The organism is Mesorhizobium sp. BR1-1-2 (assembly GCF_020165435.1).
GTDB lineage: Bacteria > Pseudomonadota > Alphaproteobacteria > Rhizobiales > Rhizobiaceae > Mesorhizobium.
Genome location: NZ_JAIUID010000008.1, coordinates 21940 through 37881, shown reverse-complemented (window position 1 = coordinate 37881; position 15942 = coordinate 21940). Strand labels below are relative to the sequence as shown.

Genomic DNA, 15942 nt, shown 5'->3' with positions numbered 1-15942 from the left:
TGCCTAAAGGCACAATGACGGGTGGGAGCTCGTCGCCGAAAAAGGGGCATGCGCATGGGCAACATCTGGGCGCCGCTCGCCATGGCGATCGCCGCCACCGGCACCGACAGGCATGTCGACTGCCTGATCGACCTGATCGGCGCCGACATCGCGCATGACCTGGTGACGGTGACGCGCTACTCGGCCACGCAGACGCCGCAATTCGTCAAGCACCGGCGCTTCTCCGACGAGATGGTGCGGCGCTACCTTGATAATTATTACGTGTTCGACCCCTTCTACGCTTCCTGGCGGCGCGAGCGCCGGCTGGGGATCATGCCGCTCAAGCGGCTGGCCGACGACGAGGCCAAGCGCGGCCAGTACATAGCCGGCTTCCTCGCGCAATCGGAGATCTGCGATGAAGTCGGCATCATGCTGGCCGATGGCGGCGACTGGTGCCTCGGCATTTTCCTCGATCGTTCGACCACCGCGTTCAAGGACGGCGAGATCGCCCTGCTGGCCGAGCGGCTGCCGGTGTTCGAGGCGCTGCACGCGCTCGACATCAAGACGCGCGGAAGCGACTTCTCGCGCAGCTCGGCGCCCTCCAGCCCCGGCGCCCCGGCGCGCCAGCAGCCCACGATCCCGGCGAGCCTGTGGCCGGAACTGTCGGTCAGGGAAAGGGAGCTCGTGCAATTGATCCTGGCCGGCCATCCGACCGCCAACATTGCCGAGCGGCTCCGCATCACCGTCGGCACGGTCAAGAACCATCGCCGGCGCATCTATGAGAAGCTCGACATCACCACCGAGCGGGAATTGTTCCTGCAGTTCTTCCTGTATGGGTCGGACAAATAGCGATCCGCCGCTGGTGGCGATGGTGCGAGCGCTGGGCAGGCAGCTCGAGGGGAACCCGGCGTAACGCGCCTAGGGGATTGGCCCAGACGATCGAGTTGCATGCCGGCTTGAACTTGGCCGGCGGCGACCTCACAGTCACCGCAGAACATGGTTGCGCCGTGCGGAGCCGATTTGCGCCACGACAGGGGAAACGAGATGCCGACGACTTTCGCGGAACGGTTTGCCGGACGCTCGGCCGTGATTACGGGCGGCGCATCCGGCATCGGCCTCGCCGTCGCACAGAGGCTGGTCGAGGAAGGCGGGCGCGTTGCGGTTTGGGACCGCGACCCCGCCCAGATCGAAGCGGCCAGGGCCTTGATCCCGACACTGCATGGCCAGACCGTCGACGTCGCCGACCCGGCGGCGGTGGATCGGGCGGCGCGGTCGACGATCGAGGCGCTTGGCGGGGTCGACATCCTGATCACCAGCGCGGCCATCACCGGTCCCAACATGACCGCCTGGGACTATTCGGTGGAGGACTGGCGCCTGGTCATCGACATCAACATCAACGGCGTCTTCTACTGCAACAAGGCGCTCGTCCCGCACATGCTGGGGCGCAACTACGGCCGCATCGTCAACATCGCTTCGATCGCCGGCAAGGAAGGCAATCCCAACGCTTCCGCCTACAGCACATCCAAGGCCGCGGTGATCGGCCTGACCAAATCGCTCGGCAAGGAACTGGCCAGGACCGGGATAACCGTGAACTGCGTCACGCCGGCGGCAGTGCGCACGGCGATCTTCAAGCAGATGAGCCAGGAGCATATCGACTTCATGCTGTCCAAGATACCGATGGCGCGCTTTGGCGAGGTCGACGAGGTGGCGGCGCTGATTTGCTGGATCGCCTCGGAGGAATGCTCGTTCACGACGGCCGCCGTCTTCGACGCCTCCGGCGGCCGCGCCACCTACTGATGCAGCGCGGCGCGCCGCCCGACCGACCGGCGGCAAGCAACTACAATTGCGCGTGAGGAAGCAACCAACGGAGCTGGACAAGCGTACAATGGCCGAGGCCCGAATCGGCAACGGCAACAACGAGGGCGAGACATGACAAGGCGTGACAGTCCGGCCCGCGCGCAATTCCTGCACCGTTCCCCAGCAATCGCGACGACCAGGCTGGAGGTTGCCGCTTTTGCTTAAAGTCGAGCCTGCCATCCTGTCGGACGACGACCTTCTGGATCGTTTCCAGCGCGCGGCCTTCGACTATTTCCTGGAAAACGTGAACCTCGAAAACGGGCTGGTCGCCGACACGTCGCGGCCGAATTCACCGGCCAGCATCGCGGTTGTCGGCTTTGCGCTCTCCTGCTATCCGATCGGGGTCGAGCGCGGCTGGATGGCGCGGGAAGCGGCGGTGAAGCTGACGCTCGCGGCTCTGCGCTTCTTCTGGACCAGCACGCAAGGCAGTGGCGCTGACGTCACCGGCCACAAGGGTTTTTATTATCATTTCCTCGACATGCGCACCGGACTTCGGGTCTGGCGCTGCGAATTGTCGATGGTGGATACGGCATTGCTGATGGCCGGCATTCTCGTGGCAGGCGCCTATTTCCGCGGCGACAATGACGAGGAAGCCGAAATCCGCCGACTGGCCGAGGCGCTCTACCGGCGCGTCGACTGGCGATGGGCGCAAGGCAGCAGTGCGACCTTGCGACAGGGCTGGAAACCGAAGAGCGGCTTTCTCCACTATGGCTGGGAAGGCTACAATGAAGCGACGATCCTCTATGTCCTGTCGATGGCCTCGCCCGACTGCCCGACGTCCGACGACAGCTACGAGGGCTGGACGGCGACCTATCAGTGGGAAAACATCTACGGCTACGACGTGCTTTATGGCGGTCCGTTGTTCATGCACCAGTTCTCACACGCCTGGATCGATTTCGCCGGCATCCGCGACGCTTTCATGCGCGAGAAGAATTCGGACTATTTCGAAAACAGCCGCCGCTCGACCTACCTGCACCGCGACTATGCCCGGCACAACCCCTATGGCTATGACGGCTACGGAGAGAACCTCTGGGGGCTTTCGGCCGGGGACGGACCCGGCGGCTTTCGCAGCAGCATACAACGGCGGCGGCGCCGGTTTTCCGGCTACGTCGCGCGCGGTGCGCCCTTCGGGCCGGACGACGGCACGATCGCGCCGTGGTCCTATCCGGCGTCGCTGCCTTTTGCGCCCGACATCTGCATGGCGGCGCTGCGCCATCTCGCGGACCGCTATCCCCAGGTGATCGACAATTTCCGGTTGCCGAGCGGCTTCAATCCGACGCTGGCCAACCGGCGAAAATTCGGCCGCGACGGCTGGGTGTCGGAAGGCCATTTCGGCCTCGACCAGGGCATCGTGGTGATGATGATCGAGAACCACCGCTCGCGCCTGGTCTGGGAGCTGATGCGTTCCAACCAGTACATCCGCCGCGGCCTGGACAAGGCGGGGTTCACAGGCGGATGGCTGTCGCAGCCGGCAAGCCCGGGTGGCCGCGATGTCGCTTGAAAGGACGAAAGCTGCCGGTTTTCCTGCCGACCACAATGATGTCGAGCTGGTCAGGGGCGCCCATCCGCCGCATTGGCGAAACCCGCCGCCCAGCGGACAATACAATCTCGTCGTCGTCGGCGCCGGGCCGGCCGGCCTGACCGCGGCGAGCGAGGCGGCAAGCCTCGGCGCGAAAGTGGCGCTGATCGAACGCGGGTTGATCGGCGGCACCTGCATCAACACCGGCTGCATCCCGTCCAAGTCGATCATCCGCACATCCAGGCTCTATGCCGACATGCGCGATGCCGAAAATTTCGGCGCCGATACGCCGGACCATCTCCGCGTCGATTTCCAGCGCGCGATGACCAGGATGCGGCGCATCCGGCAACGGATAAGCCATGCCGACAGCGCGGAGGCCCTCGCCGCACTAGGCATCGACGTTTATTTCGGCGAGGCCCGGTTCGACGGACGCGATTGCGTCACCGTCGCGGGAACGACGCTGCGCTTCCGCAAGGCGCTGATCGCGACAGGCGCGAGACCGGAGTTTCCGTCCATTCCCGGCCTGGTCGAAACCGGCTATCTCAGCAACGAGACGATGTTCGACCTTGTCGACTGCCCGAAGCGGCTCCTGGTCATCGGCGGCGGGCCGCTTGGCTGCGAGACGGCGCAGGCCTTCTGCCTGCTCGGCGCGAAGGTCATCCTGGCGCAGAGCGAGCCGATGTTCCTGCCCGGCGAGGAACGCGACGCCGCGCAGATCCTTTCGGAGGCACTGGCACGCGAGGGGGTCGAGGTCCGCCTGAACACCGAAGTGGTGGCGGTGCGCAGGGACGGCGACAAGAAGCTCGCCGACCTGATGCGGGACGGCGACACGACGACCATTTCCGTCGACGAGATCATCACCGGCATAGGCCGCTCGCCCAATGTCGACGGTCTTGGCCTCGACGAGGCGGGGGTGGCCCACGACGCCAAAGGCATCAAGGTGGACGATTATCTCAGGACCTCAAACCCGCGCATCTATGCGGCGGGCGATGTCTGCCTCGACTATAAATTCACGCATACCGCCGAGGCAACAGCCCGCATGGTGGTGCAGAACGCCCTGTTTCTCGGGCGCAAAAGGCTGAGCGAATTGGTCGTTCCGTGGTGCACCTACACCGATCCGGAAATCGCCCATGTCGGCCTCTATCCGGTGGAGGCGCGCCGCGACGGCATTCCGGTCAAGACCTATACGGTGCTGATGCACGATGTCGCCCGCGCGGTGATGGACGGCGAGGAAGAGGGTTTCGTCAAAATCCATGTCAGGGAGGGATCAGACCGCATCCTCGGCGCGACGGTGGTCGCCGCCCATGCCGGCGAGATGATCAATGCGGTGTCGCTCGCCATCAGGTCGGGCATGGGATTGCACGCGCTGGCCGACGTCATCCATCCCTTCCCGACACAGGCGCAAGGCATCAAGATGGCCGGCGACGCTTACAGGCGAACGCGGTTCACCCCTTTCTGGAAGCATCTGGCGGCACGGTGGCTGGCGTGGTCCAGGCGATGACGCTTGCGTCCTGTCGGCGTTGGCGCGGGCTTCAGCCGTGCAGGTCCCGCGAAATCGGCGGGCCGACCGAAAAGCCGGTGAACGTGACCTCGAAGCCCTCGCGCTGCGGCGAACAGCACATCATGCCGACATCGACCGCCTTCGAGACCGGGAAGTAGGCGAGCCGCACCGGCTTCCAATGACCGTCGGAGACATCCAGATACTGGACGCGGATGGTCTCGGCGTGGCGGGTCAACCGGATCGCAACGCCATCCGGCCCGGCCGGAATCGTGGCCAACGACCAGTCCGAGGCATCGTTGGTGACGACGACCGAGAAATACATCACGCCGTCGGTATATTCGATGCCGGCCTTGATCCAATGCGTTTCGCTGAGGCGGAGCATCAGCCCCGCCTGGTCGTAGAGCACCTCATAGCGCCCGTTGACGGTGACTTCCGCGGTGAAATCGCCTTCCACCCGCTTGTAGAGGAAATGGCCGTTGTCGCGCCAGAAATCATAAAAGGTCTCGCGCCAGAAGTCCGTCTCCTTGCCGGTGCGCACATGAACCGCATCGCCATCGACGGAATGATGCGGCGGCGGATTGAGCCAGGTCAGATCCTCGTCTTGAACTGTCATCGCCTCGTCTCTTGATGCATGCGAAGGCTTCGCCGGCCCGGTCGGCCGGCGCCCCGATCAGCCTGCGAATGTGTAGGCGGTCTTCACGGTGGTGTAGAATTCCATGGCATAACGGCCCTGTTCGCGCGGACCGTAGCTCGACCCTTTGCGGCCGCCGAAAGGAACGTGGAAATCGACACCCGCCGTCGGCAGGTTGACCATCACCATGCCGGCCTCCGAATTGCGCTTGAAATGCGTGGCGTGCTTGAGGCTCGACGTGCAGATGCCGGACGTCAGCCCGAATGGCGTATCGTTGGCGACGGCGAGCGCCTCATCATAGTCCTTGACGCGGATGACGCTGGCGACAGGCCCGAAAATCTCCTCTCGCGAGCTGCGCATGGCGTTGGTGGCATCGGTCAGCAGCGCCGGCCGCAGGAAGAAGCCCGGCGTCTTGCGGTCGAGCCGCTCGCCGCCGAAGGCGAGCGTCGCGCCTTCCCTGACGCCGATGGCGATATAGTCTTCGTCCTGCTTGAGCTGCGTCGCATCGACGACGGGACCGATCTGGGTCTGCGCGTCGAGCGCATCGCCGATGACCAGTTTGTCCATCCGTTCCTTGAGCGCTTCGACGAAACGGTCATGAATGCCGTCCGTGACGATGAGCCGGGACGAAGCAGTGCAGCGCTGGCCGGTCGAGAAGAAAGCGCCGTTGATCGCGCAATCGACTGATGTAGCGAGATCGGCATCGTCGAGCACCACCAGCGGATTCTTGCCGCCCATTTCGAGCTGGAATTTGCGCATGTGCTCGACGCTCGCCGCGGCGACGCGTTTTCCCGTGCCGACCGAGCCGGTGAAGGTGATGGCGTTGATGTCCGGGCTGTCCAGCATCGCCTGGCCGACCACCGAGCCCTTGCCCATGACGAGGTTGAGCACGCCCTTGGGCAGGCCGGCGCGGTGCAATATGTCGACGATGGTCCAGGCGCTCTCAGGAACGAGGTCCGCCGGCTTGAAGACGATGGTGTTGCCATGGGCAAGCGCCGGAGCGATCTTCCAGGCGGGAATGGCGATCGGGAAGTTCCACGGCGTGATGATGCCGACGACGCCGACCGCTTCGCGCGTGATCTCGACACCGACGCCCGGCCGCACGCTTGGCACGACTTCGCCCGAGAGGCGCAGTGTCTCACCGGCGAAGAAATCGAAGATCTGGGCGGCGCGAATGGTCTCGCCAATGCCTTCGGCCAGCGTCTTGCCTTCCTCGCGCGCCAGGTTGCGGCCGATCTCGTCCTTGCGCGCCAGGATCTCGTCCGACGTCTTTTTCAGCACCGCGTGGCGGGCCAGCAGACCCGAGCGCGACCAGGCGGGAAACGCCGCCTTGGCCGCGGCGATCGCCTGTCCCGCCTGTTCGACACCCGCGGAAGCGTATTCGCCGACGATGTCGCCGGTATCGGACGGGTTGATGTTGCGGGAGCCGGCATCGCCGACCCACTCGCCGTCGATGAGGTTCTGTCGAAGCGGTGCCATGTCGTGTCTTTCCTGCTGGTTCGCCGCGAGGCGGCATCTGCTGATTTGTATTTGCCAGACAATTGCGCTGCGGGAAAGCGCGCTCTGCGTGGGCGACCGCGACAAAGTTTCTCGCTTCGCGGCCCCGCGCGACATGCTGCCCGCGCCGCATCGCCCTCGACCCAACAGCTTTGGCGACACATCGTTCCAATCAACGCGAACGGGTCTATACACATATGTCCATAGTCTTGATTTGCCCGGGGCGGCGTGTCATGCGTCGTGTCGATGGAAGCCACCGACACGACAACCCAGCGCGCCGGCGCCACCGGCAACATCAAGGTCACCCGGGAAGACTGGCTCAAGCTTGCGCTTGAAACGCTGATTTCGGACGGCGTCGAACGCGTCCGTGTACAGACGCTCGGCCAGAAGCTCGATGTGTCGCGTTCCAGCTTCTATTGGTACTTCAAGAGCCGCCAGGACCTGCTCGACCAATTGCTGGATTATTGGCGGCAGACCAATACAAGGTTCATCGTCGAACGCGCAGCGCGGCCTTCCGCGACCGTTATCCGCGGGGTGATGAGCATCTTCGAGTGCTGGGTGGACGAGAAGCTGTTCGATCCGCAGCTGGATTTCGCGATCAGGGCGTGGGCCCGGCGTTCGCCCGCCATCAGGCGGGCTCTCGACGAGGCCGACGAGGAGCGCGTCGACGCCATCCGCGACATGTTCAGGCGCCACGGCTATGACGAGGAAGACGCCTTCGTGCGCGCCCGCGTGCTCTACTTCATGCAGATCGGCTACTACTCGCTCGAGCTCAACGAACCGATGAGCAGCCGCTTGCCGCACGTCGCGTCCTATCTGCGCAGCTTCACCGGCCAGGAGCCCACGGCGCAGGATGTCGAGGAATTTTCGCGCTATGTCGAGGAAACGCTTTCGCGCAGCCGCTAGCAACAGCCGCCGCTTTCACATCACGGCACGAACTAGACATAAATGTACAATGGCGTTACGCCTCAATCCATTGAACCAACCTCTTCCGGCACGCCATGACCAGACGCTATTCCGCTTTGTCGCTTTTGAGGGAAGGCCTCGCCGGCCAGACCGGCTGGCAGCCGGCCTGGCGCTCGCCCGAGCCGAAGGCGTCCTACGACGCGATCGTCATCGGCGGCGGCGGCCACGGGCTGGCGACGGCCTATTACCTGGCAAAGAATCACGGCATCGCCAGAGTAGCGGTTTTGGAAAAAGGCTGGATCGGCGGCGGCAACACCGGCCGCAACACGACCGTGGTGCGCTCCAACTACTATTATCCGCAGAGTGTCGAGATCTATGGGCTGGCGCACCGGCTCTATGAAGGGCTGTCGAAAGATCTCAACTACAACGTCATGCTGTCGCAGCGCGGCATGGTCAGCCTGTGCCACTCGACCGCCGAAATGGAGATCGCGGCACGCACCGTCAATGCCATGCAGATCAACGGCATCGATGCGGAGCTGTTTTCGCCCCAGGATGTGCGCCGGGTGGCGCCGATCTACAATTTCACAGACAGTGCGCGCTTTCCCGTGTTCGGCGGCATCTGGCAAGGCCGCGCCGGCACGGCGCGCCACGACGCGGTCGCCTGGGGTTACGCGCGGGCGGCGAGCCGGCGCGGCGTCGACATCATCCAGAACTGCGAAATCACCGACTTCATCGTCGAGGGCGGCCGCTGCCGCGGCGTCCAGACGACGCGTGGCGCCATCCGCGCCGACCGTATCGGCATGGCCGTGGCAGGACATTCCTCGGTGCTGGCGGCCAGGGCCGGCTTCCGGCTGCCGATCAATTCCTATGCGCTGCAGGCCTGCGTAACCGAACCGGTCAAGCCGATCCTCGACACGGTGGTGCTGTCCCCCGGCACGGGCGTCTATGTCAGCCAGTCCGACAAGGGCGAGATCGTCATCGGCGGCGGGCTCGACCGCGTTCCTTCCTATGCCCAGCGCGGCAATTTGCCGACGCTGGAGGGAGTGATCGCGGGGCTGTTGGAAATGTTCCCGATCTTCGGCCAGCTGAAGCTGATGCGGCAGTGGGCCGGGATCGTCGACGTCGTGCCGGACTCCTCGCCGATCATCGGTGAATCGCCGCTGCCCAATCTGTTCCTCAATTGCGGCTGGGGCACGGGCGGCTTCAAGGCGATCCCCGCCGGCGGCACGCTGCTGGCAAACCTGCTGGCAACGGGCAGGCATAACGACATCAGCCGCCCCTTCGATCTCGACCGCTTCGCCAGCGGGCGGCTGATCGACGAAGCGGCCGGCTCCGGCATCGCGCACTGACATGCACAAAGACAAAGACCAGGACTAGGCGATCATGCAGCTTTTCCCTTGCCCGTTCTGCGGCCCGCGCGACGAGACCGAGTTCCACTATGGCGGCGATGCCGGCAATGTCAGGCCTGATGGCGCCGAGGTGCCGATCGAGCACTGGGCCAACTATCTCTATCTGCGCTCCAACCCAAAAGGCGCGGCGCGCGAGATATGGGTGCATATGAACTGCAGCGAGTTCTTCGTCATGGAACGCGACACGGTCACCCACAAGGTGCTGTCTTCGGCTGCCCTGGGCGGGGAGCGCGCGGCGTGACCGCCTCGCGCCGTAGCACGGGCGGCAGCGCCATCGACCGCTCGCACCCGATCCGCTTCAGCTTCGACGGCGCCGCCGTGCAGGGATTCGCCGGCGACACCATCGCCTCCGCGCTGCTGGCCGCCGATGTCGCGGTCGTCGGCCGCAGCTTCAAATACCACCGGCCGCGCGGCATCTGGGGCGCGGGCGTGGAGGAGCCGAACGCGCTGGTGGATATTGGCGGTCCGCGGGCCACGCCGAACACACGCGCGACGACCGAGCCGGCGCGCGACGGGCTGGTGGCCAAAAGCGTCAACGCGACACCCAATGCGCTGGCCGACCGCAACGCCTTCCTCGATCGCTTTTCCCGCTTCATTCCGGCCGCCTTCTACTACAAGACCTTCATGTGGCCGGACTGGCACATGTTCGAGCCACGCATTCGCGCCATGGCGGGACTGGGTCGGGTAGACAAGGACTGGACGTCGCCCGGCCCGGCAGACCAGATCAACCATCATTGCGACGTGCTGGTGATCGGCGCTGGACCGGCCGGGCTGGCAGCGGCAAGGCTGGCGGCCGGCGCCGGCCAGTCCGTCATGCTGGTCGACGACCAGCAAAAGCCCGGCGGCTCGCTTGGCCACCGCGCCGGCGAGATCGACGGCAAGCCGGCGGCCGTCTGGGTCGAAGAGACCGTTGCGGAGCTTTCCGCCGGCGGTCACCTGGTCCTGCCTTCGACCACCGCCTTCGGCATCTACGACCACAATCTGGTCGGGCTCAACCAACGCCATTTCGACGGCCGGCCGGACACGCTGTGGCGGATCAGGCCGCGCCGGATCGTGCTGGCGACGGGCGCCATCGAGCGGCCCCTGCCATTCGCCAACAACGACCTGCCGGGCATTCTCTCGGCGGACGCGGCACTCAGCTATCTCAGGCGCCATGCGGTGCTGGCCGGCCGCCGCATCGTCGTCGCCACCAACAATGACAGCGCCTATGAAGTGGCGGAGGCGGCCGCCGAGGCCGGCGCCGACGTGACGCTTGTCGACAGCAGGCGCGACGGCATGCCCGCTGCGCTCGGCAAGGTGCGGATGCTCGAGGGGCGTGCGCTCACCGCCGCAGCCGGCAAGCTGCGCGTCCAGGGTGTGACGCTGGACGACGGCACCAGGCTCGACGCCGATTGCGTGCTGGTGTCGGGCGGCTGGACGCCGACCATCCATCTCTTCGGCCAGGCCAAGGGCAAGCTCGCCTGGAGCGAGGCGCGCGCGGCCTTCCTGCCGGGCGATCCGGTAGAGGGCATGGCGGTGGCCGGAGCTGCCGCAGGCGCGGTCTCGTTGTCGGAGGTATTCGCCGGCTCGCAGAAAGCCGTCGCGTCGCTCGGTCCGACGAAGGCCGCAGTGCCGCGCAGCAGCGGAACCGAGGCGACCGGCGGCATAACAGCGGCATGGCCCACGCCCGGTTCGAAGGGACGCATCTGGATCGATTACCAGAACGACGTGACGGTGAAGGACATAGAGCTGGCGGCGCGCGAAAATTTCGTCTCGGTCGAACATCTGAAGCGCTACACGACGCTCGGCATGGCGACCGACCAGGGCAAGACTTCCAACCTGCCGGGCCTGGCGTTGATGGCCGGGATCACCGGCCGCACGGTGCCGGAAGTCGGCACCACAACCTATCGTCCGCCGTTCACGCCGGTGCCGCTGGCAAGCTTCGCCGGCGCGCGCGGCGGCGAACTGATGGCGCCGGTGCGGCGGCTGCCGCTGGAGAGCGTGCATCGCGCCGGCGGCGCCGTATTCCAGGAGTATGGCGGCTGGCTGCGCCCGGCCCATTACGGCGGCGGCGCCGATGCGGATCGCTCGATCCAGGAGGAGGCCCGCCGCGCCCGCCAGTCCGTCGCGTTGTTCGACGGCTCGACGCTCGGCAAGATCGAGGTGATCGGGCCCAAGGCGGCCGAGTTCGTCGATTTCGTCTATTACAATACCATGTCGACGCTGAAGCCGGGCCGCTGCCGCTACGGTTTCATGCTGTCCGAGAACGGCGTGGTCCTCGACGACGGCGTGCTGGTGCGCCTGGACGAGCATCGCTTCGTCGTGTCGTGCTCGTCCTCGCACGTGGCCGCCGTGCATGCGCGGCTCGAGGAGTGGCGCCAGGACCGGTTTGGACGCGGCGCCGTCTACATCCACAACGCCACCGCGGAAATGGCGACCCTGACCGTTTCGGGACCGAACGCCCGGAAACTTCTCGAGACGATTGATCTCGGCCTTTCGCTCGACGATGGCGAGCTGCCGCACATGGCGGTCGGCCAGGGCAGCTATGACGGCGACGAGGTGCGCATCGCCCGCGTCAGCTTCACCGGCGACAGAAGCTACGAGATCTCCATCCGCGCCGATCGCGCCGAGCCTCTGTGGGCGCGCCTGCGCGACGCCGGGCAGGCGTTCGATGCGGTTGTTATCGGCCTCGAGGCGCTGATGATCCTGCGCGCCGAGAAAGGGTTCATCGTGATCGGCAAGGACACCGACGGCACCACGCTGCCGCACGACCTTGGCGTCGGGGGCCCGCGGGCAAAGCGCCAGACCGAATTCGTCGGCCGCCGCTCGCTGCTCACCGAGGAGGCTTCGCGCGACGACCGCATGCAGTTGGTTGGGCTGACGGTCCCGTCCGGCGAAGCGCCGCTGCCGACCGGCGCGCATGGCATCAAGCGCAGTGGCGGCAAGCTGCGCAGCCAGGGCTTTGTCACCTCGAGCTACCGGAGCCCCGCGCTTGGCCGGCCGGTTGCGCTCGGCCTGATCGAGCGCGGCGCGGCCCGCCACGGCGAAACGATCGAAATCCAGCATCTCGGCAAGGCGATGACGGCGACGATCGCGGCGCCTTGCGCCTTCGACCCGGCAGGAGACCGGCTCAATGCGTGATCTCGCCCAAAAATGGCCGGCAGCGCCGGACTGGCAGTCGGCAACCATCGGTGCACCGGGTCTCGAAGCGCGCACGATCCCGGGTCTCCACCAACTGCTGGTCAGCGGCAACCTCGACGCCTGGGCGCGAATATCCGGCATGGACGGCAACGGCGTGGGCGCCTTCGGCTGCGCGCAAGGTGACCGCTATGCGGCACGGCTGGCGCGCGACCGCCTGCTCGTCGTGTCGAGCACACCGCTCGCCATCGCCGCGGGCTGGCACGCGGAAGGTTTCGCGGTGACGACGATCAGCGCCGGACTTCATGTGTTCGAGGTCAAAGGCTCGGCGATCGACGCTTTCATCGCGCGCGGATCAACGCTTGACCCAAAGCAGGAAAGCGCCAGTGCGGCACTTTCCTTCGCCGGCGTCAGTGCCATCGTCTACCGCCACCGGGACCGACTGCGCATCCATGTCGATCGCGGCCTGGCATCCTATCTCTGGACGTGGATGGAAACGGCTTTCAAAGCGTGAACGACCAGAACAGGCAGGCCAGCGTGGCCGCCGCGAAGACGACGAAAAACAGACTGCGCAAGAGCACGTTGCGGCGAAGCTCGTTCATGACGAAGTGGCAACCGACAATGGCCGCCGCAAACAGGAAACGCCAGTTCAGCAGCGCCCATAGGGCGTCGCGCTGGCCGAATGCCCATCTGGCGACGAGACAGCCTACGATGGAGGCAAGGAGCACGATCACGGTCCAGAAGATGGCATCGGCTGCATGGGTGAGCACGATGCTGGCGGCTCTGATCGGCAGGATCATCATCAGCAGCGCGCTGAAGAAATAGACGGCGGCGAGTGGTATGAACATCCCGGCATCGGCAATGCCGTCGAGGCGCCTGACGCCGATCGCACCGTAGGGGTAGCCATGCCTGGCCACCACCAGGCTCAAGGCCATGAGCAGCGCGGCCAGCACCGCGACCAGGGCGAAGGACGTGAGGGCTTTGCTCATGACGGTCCCGTTCAAAGCGAATCAATAGGAACCGTTTTAGTCAATGGCCGCATATTGCGTAAGCACCGGCGCGCCCGACGGCGGCGAAATCGGCAGCCCAGCACCGCGCCGCGCTGCCGGCTCATCCTCACTTGCCATCCATTCGGCGGCGACGCTGCCCCTGGAGCGGGCGGCCAGAACGAAATCGACCCGATCGACCACTTGAGCGGCGCGCTTCAGGCTACCGCGCGCAGCGATGTTCGAAGCTAAAATCCGGTTTCACAACCCTGGAAATTTGAGAAGTGACTGTTTGGTGGAGCCAATCGGAATCGAACCGACGACCTCTTGAATGCCATTCAAGCGCTCTCCCAACTGAGCTATGGCCCCACTTCCGGCAGTCAACCGGCGCCGTTTCCGGCGAAGAGATCCGGCGCGGGTTGGAGACCGCGCCGTTAGTGCAGGCGGCTTCTAACCCCGCCCTTCGTCAATATCAAGCCTTCATCAGCGGCTTTTTCTTCACAAGCTGCGAAAGCCGGCAAACGCTTGCGTTCCCGGCCTTGTCAGACCTCGTCGTCGTCGTCGCCGACGCCGATCATGTCGGCGACATCGTCGTCTTCTTCCTCTTCGTCGGCGAGGAACGTATCGTCCTCGTCGTCACCCAGGTCGACATCATCCTCATCGTCGCCGAGATCGGGCAGATCGTCGCCCTTGACGTCTTCGTCGGCCTCTTCGAGCGAGACGACTTCTACGCCCTCCTCGTCCTCGGCGTCCACTTCCTTCTCGGCCACTTCCTCTTCCTCCTCGAGGGCGGCGATCTTGCCTTCCTCGAAATAGGAACGCGGATAGGTCTTGCCGGTATAGGGCGAGACGATCGGGTCCTTGTTCAGGTCGTAGAATTTTCGACCCGTTTCAGGGTCGATACGCTTTGTGCCAAGTTCGGTTTTTGCCACGGCAAGCCTCGTCGATAAAAGAGTGGTCCCCTTAACCACTGTTTGCAGCGCTGTCAAAGCCAAAAGCCGGCGTCACAAAACCATGTGTTGAAAGGCCTCGCGTCAAGTGATGACCATGGGGGATGACCATTTCGGCCCACCGTGATACGAGACCGCCGCAACAAATGAAAAGCGCCGGCCCGCCGGCATTCCGTCCAGGGAAATTCCATGTCTCACGCCGCCGCTTCCAAGCCGGCCACCGCCCGCAAATGTCAAGCGCTTTCCGGTACGGCGCGCGTGCCGGGCGACAAGTCGATCTCGCACCGATCCTTCATGTTCGGCGGGCTCGCCTCCGGCGAGACCCGCATCACCGGCCTGCTCGAAGGTGAGGACGTGATGCGCACGGGTGCCGCGATGAAGGCGATGGGCGCGCATATCGAGAAGCGCGGCGACGAATGGGTGATCCGCGGCACCGGCAACGGCGCGCTGCTGCAGCCGGAAGGGCCGCTCGACTTCGGCAATGCCGGTACCGGCTCGCGGCTGACCATGGGCCTGGTCGGGACCTATGACATGGAAACGACCTTCATCGGCGATGCTTCGCTGTCAGGCCGGCCGATGGGCCGCGTGCTGGAGCCGCTGCGCCAGATGGGCGTGCAGGTGCTGAAGGCAACGCCCGGCGACCGCATGCCGATCACGCTGCATGGGCCAAAACATGCCGCCCCCATCACCTATCGCGTGCCGATGGCGTCCGCGCAGGTGAAGTCGGCGGTGCTGCTCGCCGGCCTCAACACGCCGGGCATCACCACCGTCATCGAGCCTGTCATGACGCGCGACCACACCGAAAAGATGCTGAAGGGATTTGGCGCCAATTTGTCGGTCGAGACCGACGAGCGCGGCGTGCGCCATATCTTCATCGAGGGCCAGGGCAAGCTCACCGGCCAGACGATCGCGGTGCCGGGCGACCCATCCTCGGCCGGCTTCCCGCTGGTGGCGGCGCTGATCGTGCCGGGGTCCGACATCGTGATCGAAAACGTGCTGATGAACCCGACCCGCACGGGGTTGCTTTTGACTTTGCAGGAGATGGGCGGCCAGATCGAGATCTTGAACCCGCGTAACGCCGGCGGTGAGGACGTCGCGGACCTGCGCGTGCGTTATTCCGAACTCAAGGGCGTCACCGTGCCGCCCGAGCGGGCGCCGTCGATGATCGACGAGTATCCGGTGCTGGCGGTTGCCGCCAGCTTCGCCGAGGGCGAGACGCTGATGCAGGGGCTGGAGGAACTCAGGGTAAAGGAATCCGACCGACTGTCGGCGGTCGCCAATGGACTGAAGCTTAATGGCGTCGACTGCACAGAGGGTGAGGCATCGCTCGCGGTGCGCGGAAAGCCCGGCGGCAAGGGCCTCGGCGGCCATCCCAATGGCCCGGACACGACCGTGCAGACCCATCTCGACCACCGCATCGCCATGAGTTTTCTCGTGATGGGGCTGGCGACGGAGAAGCCGGTGACCATCGACGACGCCAACATGATCGCGACAAGTTTCCCGGAGTTTATGGGCCTGATGACGGGGCTGGGCGCGGAAATAGAGTGACGGTCGTGGCAACCAATAGCCTTGGCACGTTGGCGGGACAGC

General features: G+C 65.2%; 14 protein-coding genes and 1 tRNA gene. 10 read left to right on the top strand and 5 right to left on the bottom strand.

Annotation, left to right across the window (positions count from 1 at the left end; all coding sequences use genetic code 11):
• Window positions 1-48 precede the first annotated feature (48 nt).
• From LB551_RS19245 to LB551_RS19230, 4 genes are all read left to right on the top strand, one after another.
• Entirely contained in the window at window positions 49-828 is a 780-nt protein-coding gene (locus LB551_RS19245; RefSeq protein ID WP_224624770.1) for a helix-turn-helix transcriptional regulator, read from the top strand.
• Window positions 829-1023: 195 nt separating this feature from the next.
• Window positions 1024-1776, top strand: coding sequence for an SDR family NAD(P)-dependent oxidoreductase (locus LB551_RS19240; protein WP_140550294.1), 753 nt, complete (start codon window positions 1024-1026; stop codon window positions 1774-1776).
• 217 nt (window positions 1777-1993) lie between these two features.
• Window positions 1994-3337, top strand: coding sequence for a glucoamylase family protein (locus LB551_RS19235; RefSeq protein WP_224624769.1), 1344 nt, complete (start codon window positions 1994-1996; stop codon window positions 3335-3337).
• The gene (locus tag LB551_RS19230) at window positions 3327-4856 is read left to right on the top strand and encodes a mercuric reductase (RefSeq protein WP_224624768.1); all 1530 of its coding nucleotides are present in this window, start codon (window positions 3327-3329) and stop codon (window positions 4854-4856) included. The genes LB551_RS19235 and LB551_RS19230 overlap by 11 nt, the downstream gene beginning before the upstream one ends.
• A gap of 31 nt (window positions 4857-4887) precedes the next feature.
• Here the strand turns inward: LB551_RS19230 and LB551_RS19225 are convergent, their stop codons facing one another.
• Window positions 4888-5469: a DUF1349 domain-containing protein gene (locus tag LB551_RS19225; protein ID WP_140550297.1), complete on the bottom strand. Its 582-nt coding sequence runs from the start codon at window positions 5467-5469 to the stop codon at window positions 4888-4890.
• Between the two features lie 57 nt (window positions 5470-5526).
• Window positions 5527-6966 carry an aldehyde dehydrogenase family protein gene (locus LB551_RS19220; RefSeq protein WP_140550298.1) on the bottom strand — a complete coding sequence of 480 codons (1440 nt, stop codon included), beginning with the start codon at window positions 6964-6966 and terminating at the stop codon, window positions 5527-5529.
• A gap of 264 nt (window positions 6967-7230) precedes the next feature.
• On the opposite strand from LB551_RS19220, the gene LB551_RS19215 reads away from it, so the two are divergent.
• From LB551_RS19215 to LB551_RS19195, 5 genes are all read left to right on the top strand, one after another.
• Window positions 7231-7890 (top strand): TetR/AcrR family transcriptional regulator, encoded by a 660-nt coding sequence (locus tag LB551_RS19215; RefSeq protein WP_224624767.1) that lies wholly within the window; start codon window positions 7231-7233, stop codon window positions 7888-7890.
• 95 nt (window positions 7891-7985) lie between these two features.
• Complete coding sequence (locus LB551_RS19210) at window positions 7986-9239, top strand: sarcosine oxidase subunit beta family protein (RefSeq protein WP_224624766.1); 1254 nt, start codon at window positions 7986-7988, stop codon at window positions 9237-9239.
• A gap of 34 nt (window positions 9240-9273) precedes the next feature.
• Window positions 9274-9540, top strand: a complete 267-nt coding sequence (locus LB551_RS19205; RefSeq protein ID WP_224624765.1) for a sarcosine oxidase subunit delta — start codon at window positions 9274-9276, stop codon at window positions 9538-9540.
• Window positions 9537-12419, top strand: coding sequence for a sarcosine oxidase subunit alpha family protein (locus LB551_RS19200; RefSeq protein ID WP_224660133.1), 2883 nt, complete (start codon window positions 9537-9539; stop codon window positions 12417-12419). Before LB551_RS19205 ends, LB551_RS19200 begins: the two co-directional genes overlap by 4 nt.
• Window positions 12412-12930 carry a hypothetical protein gene (locus LB551_RS19195; RefSeq protein WP_224624763.1) on the top strand — a complete coding sequence of 173 codons (519 nt, stop codon included), beginning with the start codon at window positions 12412-12414 and terminating at the stop codon, window positions 12928-12930. The genes LB551_RS19200 and LB551_RS19195 overlap by 8 nt, the downstream gene beginning before the upstream one ends.
• On the opposite strand, the gene LB551_RS19190 is transcribed toward LB551_RS19195, so the two are convergent.
• From LB551_RS19190 to LB551_RS19180, 3 genes are all read right to left on the bottom strand, one after another.
• Window positions 12920-13405, bottom strand: a complete 486-nt coding sequence (locus LB551_RS19190) for a hypothetical protein (RefSeq protein ID WP_140550304.1) — start codon at window positions 13403-13405, stop codon at window positions 12920-12922. The two genes, LB551_RS19195 and LB551_RS19190, sit on opposite strands and share 11 nt — an antisense overlap.
• 290 nt (window positions 13406-13695) lie before the next feature.
• Window positions 13696-13771 (bottom strand) — tRNA-Ala (locus tag LB551_RS19185).
• 173 nt (window positions 13772-13944) lie between these two features.
• Window positions 13945-14334, bottom strand: coding sequence for a TIGR02300 family protein (locus LB551_RS19180; protein WP_140497238.1), 390 nt, complete (start codon window positions 14332-14334; stop codon window positions 13945-13947).
• A gap of 207 nt (window positions 14335-14541) precedes the next feature.
• Here LB551_RS19180 and aroA point away from each other — a divergent pair, with 207 nt between their 5' ends.
• Window positions 14542-15900 (top strand): 3-phosphoshikimate 1-carboxyvinyltransferase, encoded by a 1359-nt coding sequence (gene aroA, locus LB551_RS19175; protein ID WP_224624762.1) that lies wholly within the window; start codon window positions 14542-14544, stop codon window positions 15898-15900.
• Window positions 15901-15942 lie beyond the last annotated feature (42 nt).